Here is a 12,570-nt window from a genome sequence, read left to right on the forward strand (position 1 = left end):
GATGCAGTATGCAATTTGAAGACATGCTCAAAATTTTGGCCCATAACGATGGTTCGGACTTGTACCTCTCAACAGGAGCGCCCGCTTGCGCAAAATTCCAAGGGGTATTAAAGCCGATAGATAAAACCCGATTTGAAAGCGGTGATATTGCTGCCATCGCCAATTCCATCATGGATAGCGAACAAAAATTGGCATTTGAGCATGATCTTGAAATGAACTTAGCGTTATCCATTAACAAGGTAGGGCGCTTTCGTATCAATATCTTTAAGCAACGAAACGAAGTCTCCATTGTGGCCCGAAACATTAAAATGGATATTCCCAAGTTTGAAGACTTAAAGCTGCCAGAGATTTTAAAAGACGTGATCATGACAAAAATCGGATTAGTGCTTTTTGTCGGTGGTACGGGCTCTGGTAAATCGACTTCGCTGGCCGCGCTCATTGACCATAGAAACAGCAACGTAGGCGGACATATAATTACCATTGAAGACCCGGTTGAATATGTACATCAACACAAAAAGAGCATTATTAATCAACGGGAAGTAGGGGTGGATACCCGCAGCTTTCACGCGGCGTTAAAAAACACTTTGCGACAAGCCCCCGATGTTATCTTGATTGGTGAAATACGTGACCGGGAAACCATGGAGCACGCGTTGGCATTCGCTGAAACCGGTCACTTAGCGATTTCTACTTTGCATGCAAATAATGCTAACCAAGCCTTAGATCGCATCATTAACTTTTTTCCTGAAGAGCGCCGGCCCCAATTGTTAAATGATTTAGGTAATAATCTAAGGGCTTTTGTATCGCAACGCTTGGTGCCTACCATAGAGGGTAAACGCTGCGCGGCAGTGGAAGTGATGCTTGGCTCTCCCACCATACGAGACATGGTGCAAAGGGGCGACTTCACGCAGCTAAAAGAAGTGATGGAAAAATCTAAAGAACTGGGCATGAAAACCTTCGACATGGCGTTGTTTGATTTAGCGATCGAAGGACGTATCAGTGAAGAGGAGGCGATCAAGTTTTCTGACTCACCCAATAACTTGCGCTTAAGGTTTAAGTTGCACCACAAGGGCGAAGGTGAAGAGGCAACGATGACGACATCCAGTGGGTTAAGCTTGAGCTTAGAGCCAATGGACGATCCTGAATCAGAAGAGGATGTTTAATCCTTAAGCTCAATGTTACGCCAACGCCATGGCACTTTATTGGTGTTGGCAATGCTTGCAAAAATTCGCGTTAATGAGACGTTCAGTTTTTTACTAGCTGGTGTAAGTGCTCAGTCAGTGCGTTAGGCAGTTGGCGGTAATCTAAATAAGGGCTGAATATCTTCTGCTGCAGCAAATAGCAGGGAAACTGGCTATTAATGCACTGCGCACTTTTACTTGTTTCAGGGTCAAAATCCTGCTCTAGCCAAGTTAATTTGCCAGCATGTAAAGACCAAGCCGCAGAAGTGCTCACTTTACCGGTTAAAGGGTCGCGTTTGTGATTTTGCTGATGCGATGGCGTTGTTTGGCATGATAAAAACTGCCACTGCACTTCACCGCTGAAAAGCGATTGATAGCGGTAATCTCTCCAGTCTTTACCTGCCATTATTTTACTAATAATAATCAGGATTTTACGCCAGTGGTTGCCATTTTCATTAATGATGGCTTGGTATTTATCAGTGTCGTCCAGGGTGGAATATCCACGAGGTAATACGGGTGCATTGGGCAAATTAACGGCCAAATTACATGGCCGTTTGAGCTTTGGTAGGCCGTGCTTGTTGCCGGTTACCACATTAAATCATCCGGGATCTCATAGTCGGCATACGGATCTTCTTCTTCATTGTCTTGCGCGCTGGTTGTCGTAGCAGACTTTTCATTGAGTAACACAACGGCGTCAGGGGCAATATCGTTTAGGCGTTGCGCAACTTGGTCTAACACCACAAAAAATTTCGTTTCACTGATACATATGGCCAGAATGCCTTTTACTAAGTCCTTTTGGATCTTTTCAGTGACCCAAAGCGTCTTAATGACATTGTCAAAGTTAAATTTAAATTCAACATCGCCTTCCATTTGTTTGATGGCGTTGCCTTGGATGATTTGTTTTATGCGATCTTGCAACTCTTTTTCGGCTTGCTGCTGTCTACGTTCGGCGTTTAGCGCATCGTCTTTTTGCTTCTGAGCAGCGGCCGCTTGCTCTATGTCTATTTGCACTTGGGTCTTTTCTACCGTGCCTTTTTTCTTTTTCTGTTTTTGCTTTTTGCGTTTTTCAGATTGGGCAGTTTTTGCTTTTTGTTTACTGACTAGGCCCGATTTTAACAGTTGATCGGCTAATGAACTCATGGTGTTGTCCTGAAGTATGGGATAGGGCTATTTTATCAGGCTAGCATTAGATTTAAACCTTTACCTTTAGCCGTGAATACATAGTATGTTAAGAGACGGCGTATTTAAGGTGGGATTAACAATATGACTCCAGCAATCAATTGGTTAACTAAGCACAAGGTGGCATTTAGCATTCATGAATATGATCACGATCCGGCCAACACTGACTTTGGCCAGGAAGCCGTAGACAAATTGCAATTGCAAGCTGAAAGTGTATTTAAGACTTTGCTTGCCTGTGACCCAAGCAAGCCGAAGCAATTGCTGGTGGCCATAGTGCCGGTGAGCAGTAAATTGAACTTAAAAGCGTTAGCGAAGGCCGCAAAGGTGAAAAAACTCGCCATGGCTGAGGGTGAAATTGCGCAGCGAGTGACGGGCTATCTTCTCGGAGGCATCAGCCCGTTAGGGCAAAAGCAATCTTTGGCCACGTTTATTGATGAGAGCGCGATGGCGCAGCAAACCATTTACGTTAGTGGAGGCAAACGTGGGCTAGATATTGGCATCAACCCCACAGATCTTGTGACGGCTTGTCAGGCCAACGTCGCCGCCATTAAAGAATAGCCTCGTGAAGCTCAGGAGTCCCTTACGAAGGTGCTCTTTGCTAGAGTAAAACAAACAGCACCCTGAATATGAAGGGCGTGAATTGATTAGCGATAAATAGAGCAGTCTCGAACTATCACTGTTTGAGCAGTGAGCGGCCATATTTCATCGCGCTGGTGGCAAAAAAGTGGGCCAAAGTTTGACCCATATCGGCAAACGTGTCGCTTTTACCGGTAAATCCGGCTGCCACTTTCTCACCATAGAGCAATACCGGTATGTGTTCTCGAGTATGATCTGTCCCGGGCCAGGTTGGATCGCAACCGTGATCGGCGCAGATAATCAGGATATCTTCAGGCCCAAGCGCAGAAAGGATCTCTGGTAGCCTACCATCAAGGTATTCCAGCGCCCCTGCGTAACCTGTCGTGTCACGGCGATGGCCAAAAGAAGAATCAAAGTCGACTAAATTGGTAAATACTAAGGTATTGTCTTTGGCGTTATTCAACGCTTGTAAGGTACTGTCTAACAGGTCTTTCAAACCCGTCGCTTTTATTTTATTGGTGATGCCAACGTGCGCATAAATATCGGCGATTTTACCAATCGAGGTGACCACGCCTTGGCGCTCATTGATGATTTTTTCAAGTACCGTGGTATCGGGCGGTGGCAAAGACAAATCGCGGCGGTTACCGGTACGAACAAAGTCGCCTTGCTGCTCGCCCACAAAGGGTCGTGCTATCACACGGCCGATATTATACGGGGCAAGTGCTTGCCGCGTTATTTCACATAAGGCCATCAGCTTGTCGAGACCAAAATAGTGCTCATGGCAAGCGATTTGAAACACTGAGTCTGCCGAGGTATAAAAAATAGGAATGCCGGTACGTATATGCTCTTCGCCGTAATCGTCTAATACTTGGGTGCCAGAGGCATGACAATTGGCGAGGCTCGTTGCAATGCCAGAGCGAGCAGCAATATCGGCAAGTAATTCAGCTGGAAAGCTGTTGGTTTTTTCGCTGAAATAGCCCCAGTCAAATAATACGGGTACACCTGCCATTTCCCAATGACCTGATGGCGTGTCCTTGCCAGAAGACAACTCAGCGGCATAACCGTAAGCGCCAATGATGTCAGGTGTTGCATTAAAACCTGCGGGTAGCTCACCACATGCTTGTTGCGCCGCGAGGCCGAGCCCTAAGCGTTCAAGGTGAGGCAGTTTTAAGTGACCACTACGGGTGTCGTTATCACATTGGCCTAAGCTGCAGGCATTGGCGATATGGCCTAAGGTATTACTGCCCACATCACCGAACTTGTCGGCATCATCAGTTGCCCCAATGCCAAATGAGTCTACGACTATGACTACCGCACGTTTCATTTTCTTGCCTCGATTTGAGTTAATAAGCTTATTCTAGCATTGTATCTTAAGCCTCGCGGTTGTAGAAATTGCGCCGCAATTAGCTGAAGAAACGCTCAACCAACCACTGATAAGAAAGGCCGCCGAGATACACTCCGACGATACCGAGTACGCCTGATAATACAGGCGGCGCCGGAATGGGCAATTTAACGGCAGTAAAAATTACACCAACCACAAAACCGGCAAACAAGGCTAATAATGCTTCTTGCATGACAATGCCTCACATTGAAAGGAATACACTCATCATAACAAATTCAAACAGATAAGGTCGTGCGATTCACCTTTTAGAGACACGGTCTGTCATTGCTTAATGCCAAAAGCAGGAATGTAGCGTGTGAAGTCCCAGTTAATGGCTTGAGTTTACATTTTATGCCTTGGTGTCTAAGCAGCGGCTTTGTTAGACTGCTAACAAACCGTATTTGAGGAAGTATTTTGTCTAATCAGGAACAAAACTGGATCCAAGCTTACATGAAGGAAACGTTCAGTGAGCAGAAAAAAGCGCGCCGTTGGGGCATTGTTTTTAAAAGTTTAACGTTTTTGTACTTGTTTGTGGCTTTGTTTATGGTCATGCAGAGTACTGCGCTTAAGCCAGGCCCAAAACAATCTGAAGACCATACCGCGATGGTGAGTATTAAAGGCATGATTGCCCCTGATCAAGATGCTAACGCCAACGCCATAGTGACTGCTCTGCGTAATGCTTTTGACAATGAACAAGCTAAAGCCATTATGCTGCATATTAATAGCCCTGGAGGCACGCCAGTACAAGCTGGCTATGTATATGATGAAATTCAGCGTTTAAAAGGGTTACACAAAGATAAAAAAGTCTACGCCGTTATTTCTGAATTGGGCGCTTCTGGCGGTTATTATATCGCCGCCGCGGCAGATGAAATATACGCTGATAAAGCCAGTTTGGTGGGCTCTATTGGGGTCACCGCATCCAGTTTTGGCTTCGAGCAAACGTTAGATAAATTAGGGGTAGAACGTCGCCACTTTACCGCAGGGGAACATAAAGCCTTTTTAGACCCGTTCTCACCTTTAAAACAAGACGAAAAGGTGTTTTGGCAAGAAGTGCTGAACGATACACATCAACAATTCATTGATGCGGTGGAGCAAGGCCGTAAAGACAAATTGGCAGGACAAGACAAAACGAAACTTTATTCTGGTTTAATTTGGAATGGCCGACAGGCAAAAGCGTTGGGTTTGGTCGATGGGTTAGGCAGCCCAGGAACGGTTGCAAGAGAGGTCATAGGTCATGAGACTATTGTCGATTATACGGTGAAACCTTCGCCTCTGGCTGCGTTTACTAAGCAACTTGGCCTGGCGCTTGGCACGGGCATTGCCCAGCAAGTATCGCAACCCGGCTTGGCAATGTAAGTCATCTTACCCTTGCATCAAGCAAGAAGAAGCTGCTTGTTCCATCATTCAGCTTCTTTTTCATCAAGCGCTCGATTAATCCAAAGGAGGTAGCAAAGACCAACATAAAGAAACCGACTATACTTGAAGCAGGTCATGTAGGAGTCGCAGTTATGATCCAACCTAAACTTGAAGCTCTGCTTAATAAACACCATGTTGCTTACCAACTACAGAATCATTTACCCGCATACAGTGCCCAACACGTGGCTCAAAACGCACATATATCAGGTTTTCAACTTGCGAAAGCCGTTATCGTGATTGCTGAGAAAGAACTGTCTATGATAGTGATTCCTGCTCCTTATGAGCTGGACTTGGTTGCACTGCACCTGACTCTAGGGGTAAAACACTTATTGTTAGCAAAAGAAGCTGAGTTTCGCGGTTATTTTCCTCAATGTGAAGTGGGCGCAATCCCGCCTTTTGGTCAGCTTTATGGCATGCAAGTGATACTAGCGGACTGCTTACGCGATCACTCAACCATTGCCTTTAGCGCCGGGCGCCATGATGAAGTCATGGTAATCAATACGGCGGATTATTTAAAGCTTACCCAATCACGCTTTATAGACCGCGGGTATTCTTTACCTTCACCGCAGGCGCTACTGGTGCACTGATTGCTCGGTGACAGGCGAATAAAATTACCATTTGCTGCCAAACGTTATAATTTGATTAATTATTCGCCCAGCAGTAGGGGTAAACCCACATACCCGTCGGCAAGTAGATGGGGTTTACTGTTTCTATATTAAGGTCGCGTTCAGAAACGTTGAACTATAATTTAAGAAAGAGAGGGGTATTAGTATGCAAATTTCATCAAACACTGTAAACCAAAGCGCCATTAGCAGTTATCAAACACAAAACGTTGCTAACGCAAGAAGTAATGCCCCCGCACCGGCGCCAATTGCGCCAAGTAAAGACACGGTTTCTATTTCGGCAGAAGCCAGAGCATTGAATTCTTCTCAGCCAAGCCAACCACCAGTGCAACTGCCTGTCGAGCCTAAGCCAGACTACAGCGATCAACTTCAGACTTATAAAGATGTAAAGCAAACGCAATTGCAATACCAGGTAGCCAGTGATTTAGTGGGTGTCGCTACGGGCAGTGGTAATGGCCTTTCTCCAGCCAGCGCTTACACATTAGCAAACAATGATGAAGCCAGAGAGTCTACCGTAGGTTTATACGCGGTAAATAGCCAAGCCGAACTTGCTTCTGATTTTATCGAACAATCTACTGGCACTGAGGAAGAAGAAACCACTCAAAGCACTGCACAAATGAACACTACGGCAAGCACTGCGGCTTACATGAATAACTTCGCCTAACACGGGATAAAGACCATTCATGAATAACTTCGCCTAACACGGGATAAAGACCATTTGCCACGACATCACCTCTCGGGTGTCGTGGCTTTTTTATATCAGATACTTGATATCGACTTCCTAGAAAGCGTGTGTTTAAAATCCTGATACTCAAAGCTATTCAGGCACTCAATGCTACCATTGACCCGACGGCAATATATGCTGGGCATCTTTAAGCCGTTAAACCAGTTTAACTTCACCATGGTGTAGCCACCGCTATCTTGCACGGTCAGGCGTTGGCCAACTTGCAATGGCTGGTCAAATTGAGTTTCACAAAACTGATCGCCGGCAAGACAAGAGCAAGAGCCGATAACGTAAGGGAACGGGCCATCTTGCGAAGCTTCTGCGATGCTAGCAGGCTCGTTGTATATTAATGTGTCTAAGCGGTGTGCTTCTGTTGCACTGTCAACAATGGCAGTCTTTTTACCGTTGTCTACGATATCCACCACGGTTACAACTAGATCTGTGGTTTGAGTGATCACCGCTTCCCCAGGCTCTAAGTAAACTTGCACTTGGTGGGCCAGGCTAAATTGCTTAAGTACTTCAGCCAGCTCTTCAATAGGGTAACCAGGCCAAGTAAAGAATACCCCACCGCCCAAGCTGACCCAGCTTACCTGACTCAGTACGTCGCTAAATTGCGCTGAAATGTGATCAAGTAAAGCGGCAAATGAACTGACAGATTTATTCTCGCAATTCATATGAAACATGACGCCATCAAGACCTAAGGCTAAGGTCTTATCAAGCGCACTTTCTGTGACTCCCAATCGACAAAATGCCCTTGCAGGATCGGCCAGATCTTGCCCCGCAGCACTGCGCTCAGGGTTCAAGCGTAATCCCACTTGACAGTGCTCAGGCACCAAGTGTCGGTAACGTTGCCATTGTGATTGTGAGTTGAAAATGATTTTGTCACTTTTATCCGCCACGTCTTTCACGTCTTGCTCACTGTAACCTACGCTATAAGCATGGGTTTCCTTGCCGAACGTTTCATGGCCTAACATGACTTCGTATGGGCCACTGCTGGTGGTGCCATCTAAATAGGGCGCAATAGTGTCAAATACCCCCCAAGTAGAAAAACATTTTAGCGCTAACACCAGTTTTGCGCCGCTTAGCTGTTTTAACTGCTGACATTTTTTAAGGTTGTCAATCAACTTACTTTCGTCAATCATAAAGTAAGGGGTGGCCAGTTGAGATTCTTGCTGCATAACTACTCTTTAATAACGCACTTACAAAAAAGCCCCCTTGAGGGAGCCCTTATTAATCACATTTACCGCTTACAGTTCGTGAACGTCCCAATCTAACCCAATGCTTGGCATTAGCGCTAAAAATGGATCTGGGTCCAACTGCTCAACATTATACAAGCCTACGTCACTCCATTTATTCTGGAAATAGAGTAGGGCTGCCGTGATAGCCGGTACCGCAGTCGTGTAAGAAATGGCTTGATGTTCTACTTCTTGATAAGCCTCTTCATGGTCACAAATGTTGTACAAGAAAGCACTGCGTTTTTCGCCATCTTTACGACCTTGCAGCCACGTACCTATGCACGTTTTGCCGGTATAACCTGGCGCCAGTGACGTGGGGTCGGGCAGTAGCGCTTTTAACACGCGAAGTGGGTGGATATCAACACCGTCAACATTCACTGGATCTGGGCTAAGTAGGCCAATGTCTCGCATGACATTGAAGTAATTTAAATACTTGTCTGAGAAGCCCATCCAAAACTCAATGCGTTTTGCCGGGATAAACTCTGCTAATGAGCGCACTTCGTCGTGTGCCATGGAATAAACTTTCTGCTTACCCACCACAGGGAAGTCAAATTCCAGCATCCGAGTATGACAAGGTACTTGTTTCCAGCTACCTTGCTCGTAATAAAACGAGTCGCCTTGGATCTCAAGCATATTGGTTTCTGGGTCAAAATTGGTCGCAAATTTCTTACCGTGGTCGCCAGCATTTACGTCCATTACGTCGATACTGTCTATCTCATCAAACAAGTGTTTATGAGCATAAGCGGCGAATACACTGACCACGCCAGGATCAAACCCTGCCCCTAGAATGCCGGTGATGCCTGCTTGCTTGAATTTTTCGCGAAAAGCCCATTGCGGATCGTACGCTTCAGGCACTTGTTGACCTGGGCTGCATAAGTCGGTGGCTACTGAGGTATCAAGGTAGGATGTTTGCGTTTGATAGCAGGCTTCCATAATCGCGACGTTGACCCATGGAGGTCCTGCGTTAATCACTAAATCAGGTTTAATTTGTTCGATTAAAGCCACTAAAGCAGGAATATCGTCCGCATCTACTTGGGCAGATTCAATGGTGTGCTGACTGACTTTTTGATTATCGCGTTTAGCGATAGAGGCAATGATTTTATCGCACTTTTCAATATTGCGAGAAGCGATAGTCAAATCACCAAAAACGTCATTGTGTTGGGCACATTTATGGGCAATCACCCAACCTACACCACCGGCTCCGATTTGTAGAACGGCCATTAGCAAGTCTCCATTTGTAATAATGAATCCGCAAATTCATTGATATTCGTTAATAAGTTTGTGAAGTTCTCGATACTCAAACAAGGGTTGAGAATGGTCAATTTTAATGCCGCCTGGCCATTGACCGTCGTTTCGCCTAGTACGGCTACGCCTGCTTTTAAACAGGCTAATCTCAGTTGACGGTTAAACGCGTCAACCGGATGTTGATAACGAAATAGCACCGTACTGAGGCTAGGTTGCGCCAACAGCTCAAAATTTTGGTGCTCGTCGATGAGTTGAGCCACTTGGCGAGTCTGTGTGATCAGGTGGTCAATCATTGCGCCGAGGGCTTCTTTGCCCACCGTTCTTAATGTCATCAACACCTTAAGGGCGTCAAAACGCCGAGTGGTAGAGATGGTTTTATCCACTAGGTTCGGTAGATAATCGCCTTCACGGTTAAGGTAATCTGCATAATGAAGCAAGTATTTAAAATGCGCTTTATGTTTTAGTAAAAGCGCGCTGCAGCTTACCGGTTGGTACCAAAGTTTATGAAAGTCTACCGTGATAGAGTCGGCTAAATGAATGCCCGCCAAGCGCTGGTTTTGCTGAGACAATATGAGCGCGCCACCGTATGCAGCATCAACGTGAAACCAAAGTTTGTGTTGCTTTGCCAACTCAGCTAACGCGCTAAGGTCATCAATGGCTCCGTGATCTGTGGTACCAGCCGTTCCCACTAGGGCAAAAGGGATAAGTTCTGCCTGCTTGAGATCATTTAAACACTGATTTAATGCGTCAATTTTTATCGTGCCGTTGTTATGGGTTGGCACACACACCACGGCTTTTTCGCCCAGCCCCATGATGCTGGCTGCTTTTTTAACCGTGAAATGGCTTTTATCGGAGCAAACGATGCGCAAGCGGTGGCTGTATTCTGGCATGCCTTGTTGTTGCACGTTGTGCTGTGAGATGCTGTCAACCGCCCAATCTCGGGCCATAAGCAGTGCCATAATATTGCTTTGAGTGCCACCACTGGTGAATACGCCATCACTGTGTTGATCGTAGCCGAAGGTTTGGCACAGCCAATCAACCACGTGCTGCTCAACATAGGTCGCAGCGGATGCTTGATCCCAAGAGTCCATCGACTGATTCAGCGCCGCTATCATAGATTCTGCGGCAATGCCGGCTATCATGGGCGGGGTATGTAAATGGGCAATACAAGCAGGGTGTTGCACTAGGATGGAGTGATGAGCGATGAGTTCAGCACTGTGCTGAATCACTTGTTGCAAGGAGTGAGGCGCAGCAGAAAGGTTGATGGCCTCAATTTGTTGCTTTAGTGCCACAGGATCAAGCCCTGAGTAGGGCTTGTCTGCTTGTTCAAACACGTGTGCAAGCTGCGCCACAGTTTGTGCCATCGCGTCTTGATAATGTTCGCTACCACCGGGGCCGGTGGCAATAAAATGTTGTTGCCAAGGGCTCAAATTATTGCTCCTCACACGCATTCACAGCTTGAGTGAAAGCCCAAGCTGCATAGTTAATTTGCTCTTGATTGATGATGAGAGGCGGTAAAAAGCGCAGCACTGCGCCATGACGCCCACCTTTTTCAATAATTAAGCCTCGTTCTAACGCCGCGCGTTGAATACGCGCGGCTTTGTCGGGATCCGCTAAGGGCTCACCTAAAGCGTTGGTTTCCCCTGGCACTACAATTTCAACACCGATCATCAAACCTTTACCGCGCACTTCAGCGATGCAAGGGCTGTCGATTGCACTGAGTTGTGACATGAGCGATTGACCCATTTCAAGCGCGTTACTCGCCAGTTCGTCGCGTTGAATAATTTGTAACGTCTTAGCGCCGGTTGCCATCGCGAGTTGGTTGCCACGGAACGTTCCCGTGTGTTCGCCGGCATTCCAGTTATCGAATTTCTTTTTAAATACCAAGCAGGACAAGGGTAAACCGCCGCCGATGGCTTTTGACATGATCAATACGTCCGGACTGATATCGGCATATTCAAATGCGAAATGTTTGCCAGAACGGCCAACCCCACACTGTATTTCATCAAAAATAAGAAGAATTTCTAACTCTTCTGTGATGCGGCGTAATTCTTGTAGCCAAATAATATCCGCGGGGATCACGCCACCTTCACCTTGAATAGGCTCAACGATGATCGCTGCCGGTAACAAAATCCCGCTTTCTTGGTCAAGTAGCACAGACTCAAGATAACGTATCGCCGCTTTCGCGCCTGCTTCGCCGCCTAAACCAAACTTACAACGCAGGCTATATGGGTAAGGCATAAAATGCACGTCTGCCATGAGGCCGGTGCGACGAGCTTTCGCGCCAAGGTTACCAGTCAGTGCTAGCGAGCCATTAGTCATGCCGTGGTAGGCTCCGTGAAACGAAACAATATTGTTGCGTTTGGTAAATTGTTTAGCCAGTTTTATGGCTGCTTCTACCGCGTCAGCGCCCGATGGTCCACAAAATTGAATGCACGACTCCGCGGCAAAGTCTTGTGGTAAAAATGCCATCACTTCTTTGATGAAGTTATCTTTAGTTGGCGTGGTGATATCCAGCGTTTGATAAGGTACGCCTTCATGTAATTTGGCAATGATCTCTTGGTTAATTTCTGGGTGGTTATAACCCAATGGCAAAGCGCCGGCGCCCGCTAAACAATCAAGGTAATGCTGGCCTTTGGTGTCTTCCACTAATACCCCTTGCGCGCTTTTAATCGCGATGGGGAAACGTCGAGGGTAAGAACGAACCTCAGACTCGTAGTGCTCCTGGCTTAATACGATGTTGTCTGGACTAAGGTCGTACACTTCTTTAAAGACAGGTACAACAGGTTGTTCGGTTAATGGTTCAATACCAAAGTTTAAGATGTTATTCATCAACTAACTCACTACAAAAAAGTTGCTTAATTGCCGGCAACACAGGTGCCGTATTTTACAAACCAATAAAAACTGGGGTTATGTCATATGTTACGGGGGAGGTCAGATCAAGGTTCGGGTACGATAATAAAAGTACGCTTTACCTTAAGGTATTGATTTGTGGTTGAGAATATAATCATTT

General features: G+C 46.3%; 13 protein-coding genes. 5 read left to right on the forward strand and 8 right to left on the reverse strand.

Going from position 1 to position 12,570, the window contains the following annotated elements:
* Positions 1–8 precede the first annotated feature (8 nt).
* Positions 9–1,160 carry a PilT/PilU family type 4a pilus ATPase gene (locus tag D1Z90_RS13145; protein ID WP_119911235.1) on the forward strand — a complete coding sequence of 384 codons (1,152 nt, stop codon included), beginning with the start codon at positions 9–11 and terminating at the stop codon, positions 1,158–1,160.
* A gap of 82 nt (positions 1,161–1,242) precedes the next feature.
* On the opposite strand, the gene D1Z90_RS13150 is transcribed toward D1Z90_RS13145, so the two are convergent.
* Together D1Z90_RS13150 and D1Z90_RS13155 are read right to left on the reverse strand one after the other, a co-directional pair.
* Positions 1,243–1,719: a DUF6942 family protein gene (locus tag D1Z90_RS13150; protein WP_147378767.1), complete on the reverse strand. Its 477-nt coding sequence runs from the start codon at positions 1,717–1,719 to the stop codon at positions 1,243–1,245.
* Between the two features lie 44 nt (positions 1,720–1,763).
* Positions 1,764–2,318: a DUF2058 domain-containing protein gene (locus D1Z90_RS13155; RefSeq protein ID WP_119911237.1), complete on the reverse strand. Its 555-nt coding sequence runs from the start codon at positions 2,316–2,318 to the stop codon at positions 1,764–1,766.
* Between the two features lie 123 nt (positions 2,319–2,441).
* Between D1Z90_RS13155 and ybaK the strand changes: the two genes are divergently transcribed.
* Complete coding sequence (ybaK, locus tag D1Z90_RS13160; protein WP_119911238.1) at positions 2,442–2,915, forward strand: Cys-tRNA(Pro) deacylase; 474 nt, start codon at positions 2,442–2,444, stop codon at positions 2,913–2,915.
* Positions 2,916–3,030: 115 nt separating this feature from the next.
* Here ybaK and D1Z90_RS13165 read toward each other — a convergent pair whose 3' ends face one another.
* Both D1Z90_RS13165 and D1Z90_RS13170 read right to left on the reverse strand, forming a co-directional pair.
* A complete protein-coding gene (locus D1Z90_RS13165; RefSeq protein ID WP_119911239.1) occupies positions 3,031–4,257 on the reverse strand; it encodes a phosphopentomutase in 1,227 nt (408 codons plus the stop codon).
* A 79-nt stretch (positions 4,258–4,336) separates the two neighbouring features.
* Entirely contained in the window at positions 4,337–4,507 is a 171-nt protein-coding gene (locus tag D1Z90_RS13170; protein WP_119911240.1) for a XapX domain-containing protein, read from the reverse strand.
* A gap of 221 nt (positions 4,508–4,728) precedes the next feature.
* Here D1Z90_RS13170 and sppA point away from each other — a divergent pair, with 221 nt between their 5' ends.
* From sppA to D1Z90_RS13185, 3 genes are all read left to right on the forward strand, one after another.
* Positions 4,729–5,670: a signal peptide peptidase SppA gene (sppA, locus tag D1Z90_RS13175; protein WP_232525259.1), complete on the forward strand. Its 942-nt coding sequence runs from the start codon at positions 4,729–4,731 to the stop codon at positions 5,668–5,670.
* A gap of 152 nt (positions 5,671–5,822) precedes the next feature.
* Positions 5,823–6,317 carry an aminoacyl-tRNA deacylase gene (locus D1Z90_RS13180; RefSeq protein ID WP_119911241.1) on the forward strand — a complete coding sequence of 165 codons (495 nt, stop codon included), beginning with the start codon at positions 5,823–5,825 and terminating at the stop codon, positions 6,315–6,317.
* 184 nt (positions 6,318–6,501) lie between these two features.
* The gene (locus D1Z90_RS13185; RefSeq protein WP_119911242.1) at positions 6,502–7,017 is read left to right on the forward strand and encodes a hypothetical protein; all 516 of its coding nucleotides are present in this window, start codon (positions 6,502–6,504) and stop codon (positions 7,015–7,017) included.
* Between the two features lie 95 nt (positions 7,018–7,112).
* Here the strand turns inward: D1Z90_RS13185 and nspC are convergent, their stop codons facing one another.
* The 4 genes from nspC to D1Z90_RS13205 all read right to left on the reverse strand — a co-directional run bounded on the left by nspC (position 7,113) and on the right by D1Z90_RS13205 (position 12,389).
* The gene (nspC, locus tag D1Z90_RS13190; protein ID WP_119911243.1) at positions 7,113–8,255 is read right to left on the reverse strand and encodes a carboxynorspermidine decarboxylase; all 1,143 of its coding nucleotides are present in this window, start codon (positions 8,253–8,255) and stop codon (positions 7,113–7,115) included.
* Positions 8,256–8,324: 69 nt separating this feature from the next.
* Positions 8,325–9,533 (reverse strand): carboxynorspermidine synthase, encoded by a 1,209-nt coding sequence (locus D1Z90_RS13195; protein ID WP_119911244.1) that lies wholly within the window; start codon positions 9,531–9,533, stop codon positions 8,325–8,327.
* Positions 9,533–10,987: a pyridoxal phosphate-dependent decarboxylase family protein gene (locus D1Z90_RS13200; protein ID WP_158587137.1), complete on the reverse strand. Its 1,455-nt coding sequence runs from the start codon at positions 10,985–10,987 to the stop codon at positions 9,533–9,535. The genes D1Z90_RS13195 and D1Z90_RS13200 overlap by 1 nt, the downstream gene beginning before the upstream one ends.
* Before the next feature lies 1 nt (position 10,988).
* Positions 10,989–12,389, reverse strand: coding sequence for a diaminobutyrate--2-oxoglutarate transaminase family protein (locus D1Z90_RS13205; protein ID WP_119911246.1), 1,401 nt, complete (start codon positions 12,387–12,389; stop codon positions 10,989–10,991).
* Positions 12,390–12,570 lie beyond the last annotated feature (181 nt).

Origin of the sequence: Motilimonas pumila (assembly GCF_003596335.1) — a bacterium.
Classification (GTDB): Bacteria; Pseudomonadota; Gammaproteobacteria; order Enterobacterales; family CBDFNC01; genus Motilimonas; species Motilimonas pumila.

Bases quoted from the DNA above. Each gene is read 5' to 3' on its own strand.
- D1Z90_RS13145 (WP_119911235.1), top strand. From the start codon at position 9: ATGCAATTTGAAGACATGCTCAAAATTTTGGCCCATAACGATGGTTCG.
- nspC (WP_119911243.1), bottom strand. From the start codon at position 8,255: ATGCAGCAAGAATCTCAACTGGCCACCCCTTACTTTATGATTGACGAA.
- D1Z90_RS13155 (WP_119911237.1), bottom strand. From the start codon at position 2,318: ATGAGTTCATTAGCCGATCAACTGTTAAAATCGGGCCTAGTCAGTAAA.
- D1Z90_RS13185 (WP_119911242.1), top strand. From the start codon at position 6,502: ATGCAAATTTCATCAAACACTGTAAACCAAAGCGCCATTAGCAGTTAT.
- ybaK (WP_119911238.1), top strand. From the start codon at position 2,442: ATGACTCCAGCAATCAATTGGTTAACTAAGCACAAGGTGGCATTTAGC.
- D1Z90_RS13170 (WP_119911240.1), bottom strand. From the start codon at position 4,507: ATGCAAGAAGCATTATTAGCCTTGTTTGCCGGTTTTGTGGTTGGTGTA.
- D1Z90_RS13180 (WP_119911241.1), top strand. From the start codon at position 5,823: ATGATCCAACCTAAACTTGAAGCTCTGCTTAATAAACACCATGTTGCT.
- D1Z90_RS13195 (WP_119911244.1), bottom strand. From the start codon at position 9,533: ATGGCCGTTCTACAAATCGGAGCCGGTGGTGTAGGTTGGGTGATTGCC.
- D1Z90_RS13205 (WP_119911246.1), bottom strand. From the start codon at position 12,389: ATGAATAACATCTTAAACTTTGGTATTGAACCATTAACCGAACAACCT.
- D1Z90_RS13165 (WP_119911239.1), bottom strand. From the start codon at position 4,257: ATGAAACGTGCGGTAGTCATAGTCGTAGACTCATTTGGCATTGGGGCA.